The following is a 13,788-nucleotide window of genomic DNA, read 5'->3' as shown; positions in this document are numbered from 1 at the left end:
TAGTCTACGGTGGAACCATGATCACTGTGTACGGCGAAGCCCTCGTTGACCTTGTCCCCCAGGACCGTTCCCCGCTCGCGCCGCTGGTGCCCGCGCTCGGTGGCGGCCCGTTCAATGTGGCCCGAGCTCTGGGCCGACTCGGCGCAGACGTCTCCTTCCAGTCACGGTTGTCTCGTGACAACTTCGGGGAGGCACTCGCCCAATCGCTTCTCGACGCCCACGTGGACCTCACCAACTGCGGCCGCGGCGACGAGCCCACCACCCTTGCTGTCACCGCCCTGGCTGAGAACGGCTCGGCAACGTACACGTTCTACGTCGACGGCACCGCCGACCGCTTCGCACAGCCGGTCCCGGTGCAGGAGGGCTACGCGGTGTTTGGGACCCTGTCCCTGGCGCTAGAGCCCGCGTCGCTGCGCTACGCGGAGGCCGCCTCTGAGTCGGCAAAGCACGGCGCAATCGTCTGCCTGGACCCGAATATCCGCCCGGCGTTCGCCTCCGCGAAACACCGCCTGTTCCTGCGGGGGCTGCTCGATTCCGTAACGGTGCTCAAACTCTCCGACGAGGAAGTCGAGTTCCTCGGTGACACCTCCCACGTGCCAGTCGTGGTGACCACGCTCGGCGCCGACGGCCTGCGGGTACGCGCGCCGTTCGGCACGGTCACGGTCCCGTCACCGAAGGTCACGGTCGCGGACACGATTGGGGCCGGCGACACAGTGATGGCGGCGCTGGTCCACCAGTTCGACGCCCGCGGCCTGGACCGCGACGGCCTGCTCGCCCTGGACGAGGAGGAGTGGCGCGAGATCCTCACGTTCGCCACCCGCGCGGCCGCGATCACGGTGTCGCGCACCGGCGCAGACACCCCCTTCGCCCACGAGCTGGATTAGGAAGCCGCGTACGCTGGCTCCCACCCAAGCGCCGGCGCGACGTGCTCGGCGAACCCGCGCAGGATCTGCATGCACACGTCCACCCCGGCCTGGTTCGGAACGGTGAGCATCAGCGTGTCCGAGGCCTGGATTGCTGGGTCATTACCGAGCTCCTCGATAAGCTGGTCGGCCTCTGCGGCGTACGTCTTGCCAAACGTGGTGTACACACCACGCTCAATCTGTCCGATCTGTTCCTCGGTATCCAGCAGTCCGAAGAGCCGCTCGGTGTCCTCGTCCACGATCGGAAAGATAGAACGAGAAACAGAAACGCGCGGCTCCCAGTCGTGGCCCGCGGCCGCCCACGCCTTCCGGTAGTGCTGAATCTGTTCCGCCTGCAGCTCGCCGAGGCTGCGGCCGTCGGCTTCCGAAATCAGCGTGGAGCTCATCAGGTTCACGCCGTCGCGGGCAGCCTGCTCGGCGCTGGCGAAGGTACCTGCGCCCCACCACACCCGGCGCGCCGCCCCCTCGGAGTGTGGCAACACCGCAAGCGGGCTGGCAGGCGGGTACATCTGCGGGTACTGCTCCTCAAGGGATGCGGCGAGCGCCATCGGGTCCCCGCGCAGCGCGGAAATGAAACGCTGGAAATGTGCACGCGCCAGGTCAGAACCGTTCGCGGCCTCTGACTCGTAGCCGAAAGCGCGCCACCCTCTATCGGCAGGCTCCGGTGACCCGCGGGAGACGCCGAAGGCGAGGCGGCCGTCGCTTAGCAAATCGAGCGCGGCGACGTCCTCCGCGAGCTGCAGCGGGTTGGCGTAGCGCATATCGACGACGCCGGTGCCCACCTCAATGTGCTTCGTCGCCGACGCCATCGCGCCAAGCAGGGCAATCGGAGACGCGAACTGCGGCGCGAAGTGGTGCACTCGCACGTAGGCGCCGTTGACACCAATCGCGTCCGCCTGGCGCGCGAGCTCCACGGTGTCCTGTAGCGCCTCGCGCGCGGTCATCCCCTGGCGCCCGGGTGGTGCGTGGTGGCCGAATGAAAGGAACCCAAACTTCTTCATGCGGCCACTCTAGCGCGCTACTCCACCGTGACGGACTTCGCCAGGTTGCGTGGCTGGTCCACGTTCAAGCCACGTGCTTGCGCAACGGTGCAGGCGAAGATCTGCAGCGGGATCGTCGACAAGAGGGGCTGCATGAGGCCGGCCGACTGCGGGATGCGGATCACGTGGTTGGCGAAGCGGTTCACGTCTTCGTCGCCCTCCTCCGCGATCACGATGGTGACGGCACCACGCGCGCGGACTTCCTGGATGTTGGAGACAACCTTGGCGTGCAGGTTGTGGCGCGAACGCTTCGACGGCACGATGACGAACACCGGCTGCCCTTCCTCAACCAGCGCGATCGGGCCGTGCTTGAGCTCGCCTGCGGCGAAGCCCTCGGAGTGCAGGTAGGCGACCTCCTTGAGCTTCAGTGCACCCTCGAGCGCGACTGGGAAGCCGACGTGGCGGCCGAGGAAGAGCACCGACTTCGCGTCGGCGAGCTCGCGGCCAAGTTCCTGGATTTCTGCCTCGTTGTCCAGGATCCACTGGATCTTCTCCGGCATCTCCTCCAGCTCAGCAATGATGGTCTGGATTTCGTCGGTGAACTTGTTGCCGCGAACCTGCGCCAGGTACAGCGCCAACAGGTAGGACGCCACGATCTGGGAGATGAACGCCTTCGTCGACGCCACTGCGATCTCTGGGCCGGCGTAGGTGTACAGGGAGGCGTCGGCCTCACGCGGGATGGAGGAGCCGACCGTGTTGCAGATCGCGATGACCTTCGCGCCCTGCTCGCGCGCGTGGCGTACAGCCATGAGGGTGTCCATGGTCTCGCCGGACTGCGAAATTGCTACGACCAGGGTGTTCGGGGTGACGATCGGGTCGCGGTAGCGGAACTCGTGCGCCAGCTCGACCTCCGTCGGGATGCGGCACCAGTGCTCAATCGCGTACTTCGCCACGTGCCCCGCGTACGCAGCGGTACCGCAGGCCACGATGATGATCTTGTCGACGCTGCGCAGCACGGACTCGTCGATACGTAGTTCGTCGAGCGTGAGCTTGCCCTCGGCGTCGAAGCGGCCGTACAGCGTGTCGCGAACGGCAGCCGGTTGGTCGTGGATCTCCTTCGCCATGAAGGAATCAAACCCACCCTTTTCTGCGGCGGTGACGTCCCACTCGACGCGGAACGGGCTGCCCTCGGCGTGGTTGCCTTCGAAGTCAATGATGTCGTAGTTGTCAGCGGTCAGGGTGACGATCTGCCCGTTGTCCATCTCCACCGCGTCGCGGGTGAACTCGATGAAGCCGGAGACGTCAGAGCTGAGGAAGTTCTCACCCTCGCCCAGGCCGATCACCAGCGGTGAGTTCCAGCGCGCCGCAACGATACGGTCCGGGAATTCCTGCTCGATGGCCAGCAGCGTGAACGCGCCCTCGAGTCGCAGGGCGGTCAGGCGCATTGCCTCGGTGAGGTCCTTGTTCGCCTCAGTATTGAAGATGTCCAGCAGCAGCGTGGCTGCCACCTCGGTGTCAGTTTCGGAGCGGAACGTGTAGCCCTTCTCGCTCAGCTCAGCACGAAGTGCCGCGAAGTTCTCGATGATGCCGTTGTGCACCACGGCCAGTGCGCCGTCGCCGACGACGTGGGGGTGGGCGTTGGCGTCGGTAGGCCCGCCGTGGGTTGCCCACCGGGTGTGCCCGATGCCCAGGTTGGAAGGCGCAAGCGGCGCCTCTGCGATGGCCTGCTCTAGGTCCGCGACCTTGCCTGCCTTCTTCCTGCACGCGATGGTGTCGCCCTGCATGACTGCTACCCCGGCCGAGTCATAACCGCGGTATTCGAGCCTGCGAAGCCCATCAATAATGACGGTGAGGGCGTCGTGCTCGCGTGCACGCTCGCCACCTATGTATCCAACGATTCCACACATGGGGCGAATTTTACACGCGGCGTAGTTCCTGAAAAAGTGACGCCGCCGAACCCTATCCCAGCGAGCCCGTGAGCTTGCCGTGAAACTCCGTGGTACTCGGGTTCATGCCGATGAAGCGCACGTGCTTGCCGCGCTCCTCGTATTTTTGTTCAATGCTGTCGAGCGCCGCGACCGTCGACGCGTCCCACACGTGCGCGCGGTGCAGGTCCACGACCACTTCGTCGGGGTCCTCCGAGTACATGAACAGAGTGGTCAGGTCGTTGGAGGAGGCAAACAGCAGCTGGCCGGACACCACGTAGTGAGCCACGCCGTCGACAACTTCGCGGGTCACTTCCACCAGGTGGGCGACGTTTCGCACAAAGATTACCGACGCCACAAGCACACCCACCACGACGCCGATAGCCAGGTTGTTCGTCGCCAGCACCACTGCAACCGTGATCAGCATCGTGACGGTTTCCGAAGCCGGCAGCTTGCGCAGCGTGCTCGGCATCACCGAGTGCCAGTCGAACGTGCCCACCGACACCATCACCATCACGGCAACCAGCGCAGCCATCGGGATCATGGCGACGTACTCGCCGAACGCGAGCATCAAAATCAGCAGGAACGCGCCCGCCAGGAAGGTGGAAATACGGGTGCGAGCCCCCGAGACCTTCACGTTGATCATGGACTGGCCGATCATGGCGCAGCCACCCATCCCGCCGAACAGGCCGGTGACAATGTTCGCGACGCCCTGCCCCCAGCTCTCGCGAGTCTTGTTGGAGTGCGTGTCCGTGACTTCGTCGATCAGCTTCGCGGTCATCAGCGACTCCATCAGCCCGACAAGCGCCACGCCGAGCGAGTACGGTGCAATGATCCGAAGCGTCTCCCAGGTCAGCGGCACGTGCGGGATGAAGAATTCGGGCAGGCTGCTCGGCAGCTCGCCGCGGTCCCCGACCGTCGGGACCGGCGCATTCGTTGCGACCGCGATGAGCGTCACCACGAGGATCGCCACAAGCGGCGCCGGGATCGCCTGCGTGAACTTCGGCATCACCACCATGATCACGATGGCCAGCGCCAGCAGCGGGTACACCGCCCAGTGAATGCCGATGATTTCGGGCAGCTGCGCCACAAAGATGAGAATCGCCAGCGCGTTGACGAAGCCAATCATCACGCTTCGCGGCAAGAACCGCATCAGCGTTGCGACGCCAGCAACCGCCAACAGAATCTGAAACACCCCGGCGAGCATGATGGCCGCCACCATGTAGTCGTAGCCGTAGTCCCGCACCAGCGGCGCGATGACCAGCGCGACCGCACCCGTGGCGGCCGCAATCATGGCGGGTCGCCCGCCCGTAATCGCGATCACCATCGCCATGATGAAGGAGGAGTACAGCCCGATCTTCGGGTCCACCCCGGCGATGATGGAGAAGCTGATCGCCTCCGGGATCAGCGCCAGCGCCACAACTAGCCCGGCGAGGACCTCTTTCGTCAGGATGCGCGGTGTCTTCAGCGCTGTCGCCACTGACGGCTCGGGCTTGTACCGGCGCGTGTTTTCCGTGGTCAGCACGGTGGCTGCCATATGTGTCACTCCAAACGTTGTTGCTATTCGTAGCGCAGGGCTTCGATCGGGTTCATTCTCGATGCGCGGTTTGCCGGGTAGTAGCCGAAGAACAGGCCAATCAGCAGCGCGAATACCAGTGAGAGTAGCACTGCCGTGATCGGTGGCAGCACGAAGGCGTTGAGCAGGAGCGCACCGAGCATGCCGAAGCCCGCGCCCACGACCACGCCGAACACGCCGCCGATCAGGCAGACGATCATCGCCTCAGTGACGAACTGCATGCGGATCATCCGCCTCGTCGCCCCGAGCGCCATACGCACGCCGATCTCGCGGGTGCGTTCCGTCACGGTGATTAGCATGATGTTCATCACGCCGATGCCGCCCACCAGCAGCGAGATCCCGCCGATTGCGGAGACCACCACGCTCATCATGGTCAACGTCTGGTTGAGCTGATCGATGTCACGCTTCATGTCGGCCACTTTCCCCTTGTAATCGGGGTCGTCCTCATAGGCACGGTCCGCCCACGCCTGGACGTCCTTGGCCACTTGATCGGTGTCGGCGCCATCGGCGACGCGCACACTCACGTTGTCTACGCCAGGCACCGGTGTGCGCATCATGTCCGGCTGCACCGTGTACGGCACCGCCATCATCGACTGCGAAAAGTCCCCGACCAGCACGCCTTGCTTCTCAAAGTGCCCGTACGCGCCGACCACCTGCACCGAAGCGTACTGCCCGCCGATGTCCAGCTCGACTTCCTGCCCGATCGCCGAATCAGGGTCGTTATTGAACAGCTGCTCCACAACCTCCGGCGAGACCACCGCCACGGCGCGGTTCGCCTCAATGTCGTCTTGGGTCAGAAATCGCCCGGCGGTCAGCGGCAGGTTCTGCATCTCCAGCTGGTCAGCGTTGACAAAACTCACCATCGTGGTGCCGTGCGCCAGCCCGCGTGTCGCCTGAGCTGTCGAGCTATCCAACTCAAACGCGATACCCTTCGCCTGCGCCCCGAGGTCGGCGCGCAGGTCCTCGATCATGTCGGGGGTGAGCTTCGAGGCGTCGTCAATTTCTTGGAACATGTAGCGGGCGGCCTCGCTGTCATCCTCCTGGCGGGGCTTGACTTCGAGGTGGACGTCGTGAATGCCGAACTGCTCCAGGCTGTCCAGCGTCTGCTGCTGCATCGCCTTACCCAGCGTCATAATCGCAATCACCGAGGCGATGCCAATGATCACCCCAAGCAGCGTCAGCGCCGAGCGCATCTTGTTCGCCCGCAGGCTCACCGTAGCGAGTCTGACAGATTCGCGCGGGTTCACTCCTGCTCCTCAACCAAGGTCACAGTGGCACCGACGCGTTCGCGGTACTCGGCAGGCTTGTTCAGCACCCGCGTCCCCTTTTCGACGCCCTCTACGACCACATCCGAGTCCGACACCAGCCCAACCTTGACCGGCGTCTTCACTACCTCGAACTTGTCCCCGTCATCCTTCGGGCGAAGCGCGTACACCGAGTAGCTACCGTTCTCATCGACGACGGCCTCCCGCGGCACAGCGAGCGCGTCCTTCGCGGACTCCGTGGTGATCTGCGCCTTGGCCGTGCCGCCGATCTTCAGACCCTCGGTATCACCCAGAACCTCGATCTCCACGGGGAACTCCGGGCGCGCCGCCTGCGCCGACGCCCCATCCGCCGCGGGCTGCGTTTCCGCAACCGATGAAACATCCAGCACACGGCCCTTAAACTTCTTCGCGCCGGTGCCAGGCGTGGTGAACGAGACGGCGTCGCCCGGCTGCATCTTCGCCGAGTCCAACTCCTTCACGTTCGCACGCAGCACCAGCCGGTTCGGGTCCGCCACAGAGAGCAGATAACCCGTCGGCGTCTGCCCCTGCTTCACCGCAACCTCCGCGACCACACCCGCGATCGGGGCACGCACCTGACCCGACGCCACATCGACCTCAAGCTGCGCGATTGACTGGCCCGCCGCGGCCTGCGCCGCCTGCACACCACGCTGCGCCTGCTGCACCGCTGCCGCCTGGGAGTCGAGCTGCTGCTGGGCCGCAAGCTTCGCCACCTCGAGCCCGACCGCTGCCTCCGCCTTCGCATCAAATGCCTGGGCAACCGCGCGCTGCTTCGCCGCAAGATCCGCGTCGGTGTCGTTGAGGGCGGCGTCGTACGCCTTTTGCGCCGCAGAAAGGTTGTGCTTCGCGCCGCGGAAACGCTCGTCAGCCTCCAGTTTGCTCAGCAACGGCTGCACAGCATCGTCTTGCGCCATCCCAGATTGGAAGATGCTGTGGTTGCCGCGCACAGACTCCAGGGCCGCCGTCAGCGCGTCACGACGCGCCGAGTCCACGCCCTGCGCCTGCGTGAGCAGCGTGCTGTCCAGGCCCGCCGCAACTGCCTTCTTGCGTTGCTCAAAGACCGCGGTAGCCTCCTGCAGCTGGCCATCAGCCTGGCGAAGCGCCGCTTCCGCCTGCGTCACCTGTGGGTTCAGGCCACGCTGCATCGCGTCGCTCGACTGCTGGTAGGCCTGTTGGGCCTGCTCAAGCTGGTTCTGCGCCGCGACATCCGCCGAAATCTGCTGTGCCCGCTGCGTATCAATCTCACGCTGGACCCCCGACGTATCCAGGACCGCGACGACCTGGCCCGCCTCGACACGCTGTCCCACCTTCACGTTCAGGGCTGTGACCGGGCCGGTCAGGTGCGTCGTCAACGCGGTCACCGTGGCAGCCTCCACCGTCGCGGTGACCGGCACTTTGGCAGCAACATCACGAGGAGCGAGCTCTGTCGTATCAGCTGCCATGACCGGCTGACCGCCCCCAAACCCGCACGCAGCGGTAGAGGCAAGAATACAAAGCCCGAGCCCCACGGTGGCAAGGGTCCGGGAAACGACATGGTTCGTTCGGCGCAGTCCTTTATTCACAGCGCTAAGGATAGCCGAAGTTTCACATCAATCAGAAGTTTTACGGATATAAAACTCCGGGTGATCCGCGCGCAGCAACGTGTTGCCAGTCAGGCCGCACCAGGCACGAATATCGATATCGATCGCCTCGTTCGTGGACCGCAAGTGCAGCACTTCCCCGTCCTTGATCTGGTCGCGGAACAAGAGGAAGAGGCGCACCAGGACATCACCGCACGCGATGTCCTGGGCGTCCCAGTAATGATCCTCATGCATTGCGGCGTGCCATCACGTTGTCGCGGGCCTGCACAATGAGCGCGAGCTGCTGCTCAGCCAAGTTCGCGGCCACGATTGGGTTATCCGCAAACGTTGCAAAACCGCAGTCCGTCGAGAAGACCACTCGGTCAGCTCCGAACGTGTCCAGGGCGCGCTCGATGCGCTCCTCCACTGCTTCGACCGGCTCCAGCTCCTGGAGCTTTTGGTTCAGCACGCCAACGCAGATGCGCTGGTCGTCGCGGATTCCCTCGAGGGCTCGGATATCGCCGGCACGTGGCGTCGCCAACTCCATGGACAACATACCCACGTTCAGCGAGGCGAACAGCTCAACGAACGGAGCGTAATCGCCCGTCAACGCCGCGGACTCATCCGTGGTCCAGTTGCCGCGGCACACGTGCAACGCCAACCGCTCCTTCGGCAGCCCCTCAGTGAGCTCATCGAGCAACGACTTCGCGAACTCCAGCTCCTCATCCACCGTGCCCTCCAGGCCGTCGAGCGCGCCACACATAAACGTGCGGCCGCCCCCGCCTGCCTGCCCGTACACGACTTCAGTAAGCACCGGCTCATCGATCTGCACCAGCGACGTTCCCTTCGCCAGCAATTCGTGGAGCTCCTCGCGTAGCACGCGAACGATGTCTTTCGACATCTCCTCGCGGTTCTCGTACGCGCGGTCGGAGACACACTCCATCCACATCGTGCGCGTGAGCAGGTACGGCCCTGGCAGGCACACCTTCACCGGGCGGTCGGTAAGCTGCTGCACAAACTCAACCTCGTGCGCAACCAGTGGCTTATCGCGACCAAGCGGGCCAAAGACCGCCGGGTGGCGCACCTCGCCCGCCGGGACGTCCAACGCGCGAAGCTCGCGCTCGAACTCCTCAGGGTCATCCACGTACGGCAGCAGGTCTGTAATCGGGATCAGCTGGCAGTTCTGCAGACGCCCCGCGACGAAGCTCGAGTAGTTGTCGCGTCGCATTTCACCATCCGTGACGACGTCCACTCCGGCCCGCTCCTGCGCCGCAAGCACAAGGCGCACTGCGTCGTCGGCTGTGGCCTGGAACGTGCCTTCATCCATCCGCTCTTCGAGGTGGCGGTGCAGCGCATCCAACAACCACGGAGACCGTGGCCAAGAGCCCATCGTCAGCACAGATCCCGCCGGAATCTCCGGCGCGGGAGCTGGCTCAGGCAGTTCCTTGGCGATCGTCGGCTCCACGACCTCCTGCGTCACCGGCATCTGCGGGCGCTTGCGCGGCCCCTTCTTCTTTTTCGGGCGCACAGCCTCGGGAGCGGCCGGGATATCAGCAACCTCCACGGGCTTCGTGAACGCCCCCTTCGACACAAGGAAGCGCCACCGCTTGTGCTCTGGCTCCTCAACCACGTTGACCAGGTCGTTGCCAGTCAAGTTACACCAGGAAGGCAGGTCCACCTTGACTGTGGGGTCGTAGGAGATGATCTCCAGCAGCTGGCCAGACTCGAGCGGATCGATGTTCTTTCGGATCAATAACAGCAACCCGTTACCGCAGTCCAGATCGCCACCGTCGAAGCTGGCGTCTGGGGCGTACGGGTGCAGATTCTCGGACTGAGACATCGTTGCCTTAGTAGGAAACGCTTGGGGTGCCGTCTGCCAGGAACTCAACCAGCTTTGCGCCGCCGACGATGGTGGCGCCGTCGATAAGATCCTCTTCCCCGAAGCCGCGCTTCTTCGCACAAGGCGCACACACGTACAGCTTGCCCTCTGCCGCGACAAAGCTCTCGATGAGTTCCTTGATCGGCGCGAATCCCTCCTCATGAATGTCGTCTGCGTAGCCCTTCACAGCCAGACGAGCGCCCTCGGAGGACAGGAACACCATCGTGTCCTGCGCGGAACCAACAGCAGCATTGGCGACGACGAAGCCGAGCGTCGCCAGGTCCTCATTATCCTTCGCGTGTGCAACGGTGACGCAAAACTTACCAGTACCCATCATGGACTCCTTCAAATTGGTTGTATCGAACACCAGAAAGTGTACCGAAACGCAAAAAAGCACCACCCCCTCGCAGCGAAACTTGGGGGTGGTGCTCTGTTGTCCTTGAGTCGGACGCCTCTACCGGATGGGTTTAGCGTGCCTTCTCAATGATCTCCACGAGACGGAAGTGCTTGTCCTTGGACAGCGGACGCGTCTCCTGGATGCGGACGAGGTCGCCAACACCGGCGGTGTTCTCCTCGTCGTGTGCCTTCACACGCTTGGTGGTACGGACGATCTTGCCGTACAGCGCGTGGGACTTGCGGTCCTCGACCTCGACAACGATGGTCTTGTCCATCTTGTCGGAGACGACGTAGCCGCGGCGGTTCTTCTGAACACGCTTCTCGTTGGTCTGTTCGTTCACGTTTGCCTCACTCATGATTAAGCCTCAGCTCCCGGAACAACGGACAGGCCGAGCTCGCGCTCGCGCAGCACGGTGTAGATACGTGCAATGTCGCGCTTCACGGTGGAGATGCGGCGGTTGTTGGTCAGCTGGCCGGTAGCAAGCTGGAAGCGCAGGTTAAACAGCTCTTCCTTTGCCTCGGACAGACGAGCGCGCAGCTCTTCGTCGTTGAGCTCGCGGAACTCGGATGCGGGGGTACCGTTTGCCATTAGAACTGGTCCTCCTTCTTGATGATGCGAACCTTGCAAGGCAGCTTCGCGCCTGCGCGGCGCAGTGCCTCGATAGCGGTTGCGTCGTTCGGGTAGGACATCTCAAAGAGAATACGTCCCGGCTTTACGTTAGCGACCCACTTCTCGACAGGGCCCTTACCGGAACCCATACGAACACCGAGAGGCTTCTGCGTCAACGGACGGTCCGGGAAGATGTTGATCCAGACCTTGCCACCACGCTTGACGTGGCGGTTGATCGCAATACGAGCCGCCTCAATCTGACGGTTGGTGATGTACGCCGGCTCGAGAGCCTGCAGAGCGTAATCACCGAAGTTGATCGTGTTGCCACCCTTGGACACGCCAGAACGAGTCGGGCGGTGCTGGCGGCGGTACTTCACACGCTTAGGAATAAGCATTGATTAGCCCTCCTGCTTCTGCTCTGCACGCTGGCGGCGCTGGCCACCACGGCGTGGGCGGCGATCGCCACGGCCACGACGCTCGTTCGACGGAGCGTTGAGCTCGGACTCGCGCACGCCACCGACGACGTCGCCCTTGTAGATCCAAACCTTGACGCCGATGACGCCGAAGGTCGTGTGTGCTTCTGCGATGCCGTAGTCGATCTCAGCACGAAGGGTGTGCAGTGGCACACGGCCTTCGTGGTAGCGCTCGACGCGGGACATCTCAGCGCCGCCGAGACGACCCGAGGTCATGACCTTGATGCCCTTGACCTGTGGGTTACGCATAGCGGACTGGATTGCCTTGCGCATCGCACGACGGAACGCAACGCGGTTGACCAGCTGCTCAGCGATGGACTGAGCAACGAGCGTTGCGTCGGCGTCGACGTTCTTGACCTCGAGGATGTTCAGCGCAACCATCTTGCCGGTGAGCTTCTCGAGCTCACGGCGGATGCGGTCAGCCTCAGCGCCACGACGGCCAATCACGATGCCCGGGCGGGCAGTGTGAATGTCGACGCGGACGCGGTCACGGGTGCGCTCGATGACAACGTCGGAGATACCGGCGCGCTCGAGGCCCTTGGACAGGAACTCGCGGATCTTGATGTCTTCTGCGACGTAATCAGCGTAGTTCTTGTCGGCGTACCAGTGGGACTTCCAGTCGGACGTGATACCCAGGCGCAGGCCGTGTGGGTGAATCTTCTGGCCCATTACTTCGCCCCTTCCTTGGACTCGACAACTACGGTGATGTGCGAGGTGCGCTTCCGGATCTGGAATGCGCGACCCTGAGCGCGTGGCTGGAAGCGACGCATGGTCGGACCTTCGTTTGCCCAGCACTCGGAGACGACCAGCGTACGCGGGTCCAAACCGAAGTTGTTTTCAGCGTTGGCGGCTGCAGATGCAACAACCTTGGCGACGTCCTTCGCAGCACCCTGTGGTGCGTACTTCAGGACTGCGAGAGCCTCGGAGACGGACTTCCCATGGACGAGGGCGAGCACGCGGCGCGCCTTCATCGGGGAAACACGAACGAACTTGGCCGTCGCGGATGCAGTGGTGATGGTGTCAGCCATTGCTTATCGACGTCCCTTCTGTTCCTTGACGTGACCCTTAAAGGTCTTGGTTGGTGCAAACTCGCCGAGCTTGTGGCCGACCATGGACTCGTCGACAAACACCGGGACGTGCTTGCGGCCGTCGTGGACGGCGAAAGTGTGTCCGATGAAATCTGGGAGAATGGTCGAACGGCGAGACCAGGTCTTGATTACCTGCTTGGTGCCTGCATCGTTCTGAGCGTCCACCTTGTTGAGGAGGTGCTCATCGACGAACGGGCCTTTCTTTAGGCTACGTGGCATGTCTTACTACCTCCTCTTAACGCTTCTTGTTCTTCGAGCGACGGCGTCGCACGATCATGTTGTTTGAGTAACGGTTTGGGTTGCGGGTGCGAACTTCCTTCTTGCCCCATGGGGACACTGGGTGACGACCACCGGAAGTCTTACCTTCACCACCACCGTGTGGGTGATCCACAGGGTTCATGACAACACCGCGGACCGTTGGGCGCCAGCCCTTCCAACGCATACGGCCAGCCTTGCCCCAGCGGATGTTGATCTGGTCAGCGTTGCCGACCTCACCAACGGTTGCGCGGCAGCGGATGTCCACGCGGCGAATTTCGGAGGACGGCATACGCAGCACTGCGTAGGAACCTTCCTTACCGAGCAGCTGAATAGAAGCGCCTGCGGAACGAGCAAGCTTGGCACCTGCACCAGGCTTGAGCTCAACAGCGTGGATCGTCGTACCGGTCGGGATGTTACGAAGTGGGAGGTTGTTACCAACCTTGATGTCGGCGTTAGGACCAGCCTCAACGACGGCACCCTGCTTCAGGCCCTTCGGAGCGATGATGTAGCGCTTCTCACCGTCGTAGTAGTGGAGCAAAGCAATGTTAGCGGTGCGGTTCGGGTCGTACTCGATGTGAGCAACCTTTGCCAGCACGCCGTCTTTGTCCGAACGACGGAAGTCAATCACGCGGTAGCGACGCTTGTGGCCGCCACCACGGTGACGAGTGGTGATGTGGCCGTGCGTGTTGCGGCCACCCTTCTTCGGGAGCGGGCGCAGCAGCGACTTTTCCGGAGTGGAGCGGGTAAGCTCCTCGAACTCCGAAACAGAGCTGGCACGGCGACCCGGGGTTGTCGGCTTGTACTTACGAATAGCCATATTTTGTCCTTTTCTATCGAG

General features: G+C 63.3%; 16 protein-coding genes. 1 reads left to right on the top strand and 15 read right to left on the bottom strand.

The genetic code is table 11. The annotated features are described in order from the left end of the window. Positions 1 to 17 precede the first annotated feature (17 nt). Positions 18 to 884, top strand: a complete 867-nt coding sequence (locus BQ4436_RS05490) for a carbohydrate kinase family protein (protein ID WP_070363088.1) — start codon at positions 18 to 20, stop codon at positions 882 to 884. Here the strand turns inward: BQ4436_RS05490 and BQ4436_RS05485 are convergent. The 15 genes from BQ4436_RS05485 to rplB form a co-directional block, all read right to left on the bottom strand. Further along, complete coding sequence (locus tag BQ4436_RS05485; RefSeq protein ID WP_070363089.1) at positions 881 to 1,924, bottom strand: LLM class flavin-dependent oxidoreductase; 1,044 nt, start codon at positions 1,922 to 1,924, stop codon at positions 881 to 883. The genes BQ4436_RS05490 and BQ4436_RS05485 overlap by 4 nt on opposite strands. A 17-nt stretch (positions 1,925 to 1,941) precedes the next feature. Further along, complete coding sequence (glmS, locus tag BQ4436_RS05480; protein WP_070363090.1) at positions 1,942 to 3,810, bottom strand: glutamine--fructose-6-phosphate transaminase (isomerizing); 1,869 nt, start codon at positions 3,808 to 3,810, stop codon at positions 1,942 to 1,944. Positions 3,811 to 3,862: 52 nt separating this feature from the next. Beyond that, positions 3,863 to 5,365 (bottom strand): SulP family inorganic anion transporter, encoded by a 1,503-nt coding sequence (locus BQ4436_RS05475; protein ID WP_070363091.1) that lies wholly within the window; start codon positions 5,363 to 5,365, stop codon positions 3,863 to 3,865. A gap of 23 nt (positions 5,366 to 5,388) precedes the next feature. After that, entirely contained in the window at positions 5,389 to 6,651 is a 1,263-nt protein-coding gene (locus BQ4436_RS05470) for an ABC transporter permease (protein ID WP_070975796.1), read from the bottom strand. Further along, on the bottom strand, positions 6,648 to 8,249 hold the full coding sequence (locus tag BQ4436_RS05465; protein WP_143000827.1) for an HlyD family efflux transporter periplasmic adaptor subunit: 1,602 nt from the start codon (positions 8,247 to 8,249) through the stop codon (positions 6,648 to 6,650). Before BQ4436_RS05465 ends, BQ4436_RS05470 begins: the two co-directional genes overlap by 4 nt. A 27-nt stretch (positions 8,250 to 8,276) precedes the next feature. Continuing rightward, entirely contained in the window at positions 8,277 to 8,501 is a 225-nt protein-coding gene (locus tag BQ4436_RS05460) for a sulfurtransferase TusA family protein (protein ID WP_070363094.1), read from the bottom strand. Next, complete coding sequence (locus BQ4436_RS05455) at positions 8,494 to 10,086, bottom strand: sulfurtransferase TusA family protein (RefSeq protein ID WP_070363095.1); 1,593 nt, start codon at positions 10,084 to 10,086, stop codon at positions 8,494 to 8,496. The genes BQ4436_RS05460 and BQ4436_RS05455 overlap by 8 nt, the downstream gene beginning before the upstream one ends. A 7-nt stretch (positions 10,087 to 10,093) precedes the next feature. Then, a complete protein-coding gene (locus tag BQ4436_RS05450) occupies positions 10,094 to 10,492 on the bottom strand; it encodes a DsrE family protein (protein WP_218117850.1) in 399 nt (132 codons plus the stop codon). Positions 10,493 to 10,592: 100 nt separating this feature from the next. After that, positions 10,593 to 10,877 carry a 30S ribosomal protein S17 gene (gene rpsQ / locus BQ4436_RS05445; RefSeq protein ID WP_070363097.1) on the bottom strand — a complete coding sequence of 95 codons (285 nt, stop codon included), beginning with the start codon at positions 10,875 to 10,877 and terminating at the stop codon, positions 10,593 to 10,595. Between the two features lie 2 nt (positions 10,878 to 10,879). Further along, a complete protein-coding gene (gene rpmC, locus BQ4436_RS05440; RefSeq protein WP_070363098.1) occupies positions 10,880 to 11,110 on the bottom strand; it encodes a 50S ribosomal protein L29 in 231 nt (76 codons plus the stop codon). Then, entirely contained in the window at positions 11,110 to 11,526 is a 417-nt protein-coding gene (gene rplP, locus BQ4436_RS05435) for a 50S ribosomal protein L16 (protein ID WP_070363099.1), read from the bottom strand. Before rplP ends, rpmC begins: the two co-directional genes overlap by 1 nt. Before the next feature lie 3 nt (positions 11,527 to 11,529). Beyond that, positions 11,530 to 12,273: a 30S ribosomal protein S3 gene (gene rpsC, locus BQ4436_RS05430; RefSeq protein ID WP_070363100.1), complete on the bottom strand. Its 744-nt coding sequence runs from the start codon at positions 12,271 to 12,273 to the stop codon at positions 11,530 to 11,532. Next, positions 12,273 to 12,632: a 50S ribosomal protein L22 gene (rplV, locus tag BQ4436_RS05425; RefSeq protein ID WP_070975794.1), complete on the bottom strand. Its 360-nt coding sequence runs from the start codon at positions 12,630 to 12,632 to the stop codon at positions 12,273 to 12,275. The genes rpsC and rplV overlap by 1 nt, the downstream gene beginning before the upstream one ends. Before the next feature lie 3 nt (positions 12,633 to 12,635). Continuing rightward, entirely contained in the window at positions 12,636 to 12,911 is a 276-nt protein-coding gene (gene rpsS / locus BQ4436_RS05420; RefSeq protein ID WP_070363102.1) for a 30S ribosomal protein S19, read from the bottom strand. Between the two features lie 16 nt (positions 12,912 to 12,927). Further along, a complete protein-coding gene (rplB, locus tag BQ4436_RS05415) occupies positions 12,928 to 13,767 on the bottom strand; it encodes a 50S ribosomal protein L2 (protein WP_070363103.1) in 840 nt (279 codons plus the stop codon). Positions 13,768 to 13,788: the final 21 nt, after the last annotated feature.

This window comes from Corynebacterium sp. MC3 (genome assembly GCF_900099485.1).
GTDB classification, from domain to species: domain Bacteria; phylum Actinomycetota; class Actinomycetes; order Mycobacteriales; family Mycobacteriaceae; genus Corynebacterium; species Corynebacterium pseudogenitalium.
Note: the sequence above shows the minus strand (reverse complement) of the source record. Positions and strands in the feature narration are given on the sequence as shown.

Bases quoted from the DNA above. Each gene is read 5' to 3' on its own strand.
- rpsC (WP_070363100.1), bottom strand. From the start codon at position 12,273: ATGGGCCAGAAGATTCACCCACACGGCCTGCGCCTGGGTATCACGTCC.
- BQ4436_RS05485 (WP_070363089.1), bottom strand. From the start codon at position 1,924: ATGAAGAAGTTTGGGTTCCTTTCATTCGGCCACCACGCACCACCCGGG.
- BQ4436_RS05475 (WP_070363091.1), bottom strand. From the start codon at position 5,365: ATGGCAGCCACCGTGCTGACCACGGAAAACACGCGCCGGTACAAGCCC.
- BQ4436_RS05490 (WP_070363088.1), top strand. From the start codon at position 18: ATGATCACTGTGTACGGCGAAGCCCTCGTTGACCTTGTCCCCCAGGAC.
- rplB (WP_070363103.1), bottom strand. From the start codon at position 13,767: ATGGCTATTCGTAAGTACAAGCCGACAACCCCGGGTCGCCGTGCCAGC.
- rpsS (WP_070363102.1), bottom strand. From the start codon at position 12,911: ATGCCACGTAGCCTAAAGAAAGGCCCGTTCGTCGATGAGCACCTCCTC.
- rpsQ (WP_070363097.1), bottom strand. From the start codon at position 10,877: ATGAGTGAGGCAAACGTGAACGAACAGACCAACGAGAAGCGTGTTCAG.
- rplP (WP_070363099.1), bottom strand. From the start codon at position 11,526: ATGCTTATTCCTAAGCGTGTGAAGTACCGCCGCCAGCACCGCCCGACT.
- BQ4436_RS05455 (WP_070363095.1), bottom strand. From the start codon at position 10,086: ATGTCTCAGTCCGAGAATCTGCACCCGTACGCCCCAGACGCCAGCTTC.
- BQ4436_RS05460 (WP_070363094.1), bottom strand. From the start codon at position 8,501: ATGCATGAGGATCATTACTGGGACGCCCAGGACATCGCGTGCGGTGAT.
- rplV (WP_070975794.1), bottom strand. From the start codon at position 12,632: ATGGCTGACACCATCACCACTGCATCCGCGACGGCCAAGTTCGTTCGT.
- rpmC (WP_070363098.1), bottom strand. From the start codon at position 11,110: ATGGCAAACGGTACCCCCGCATCCGAGTTCCGCGAGCTCAACGACGAA.
- glmS (WP_070363090.1), bottom strand. From the start codon at position 3,810: ATGTGTGGAATCGTTGGATACATAGGTGGCGAGCGTGCACGCGAGCAC.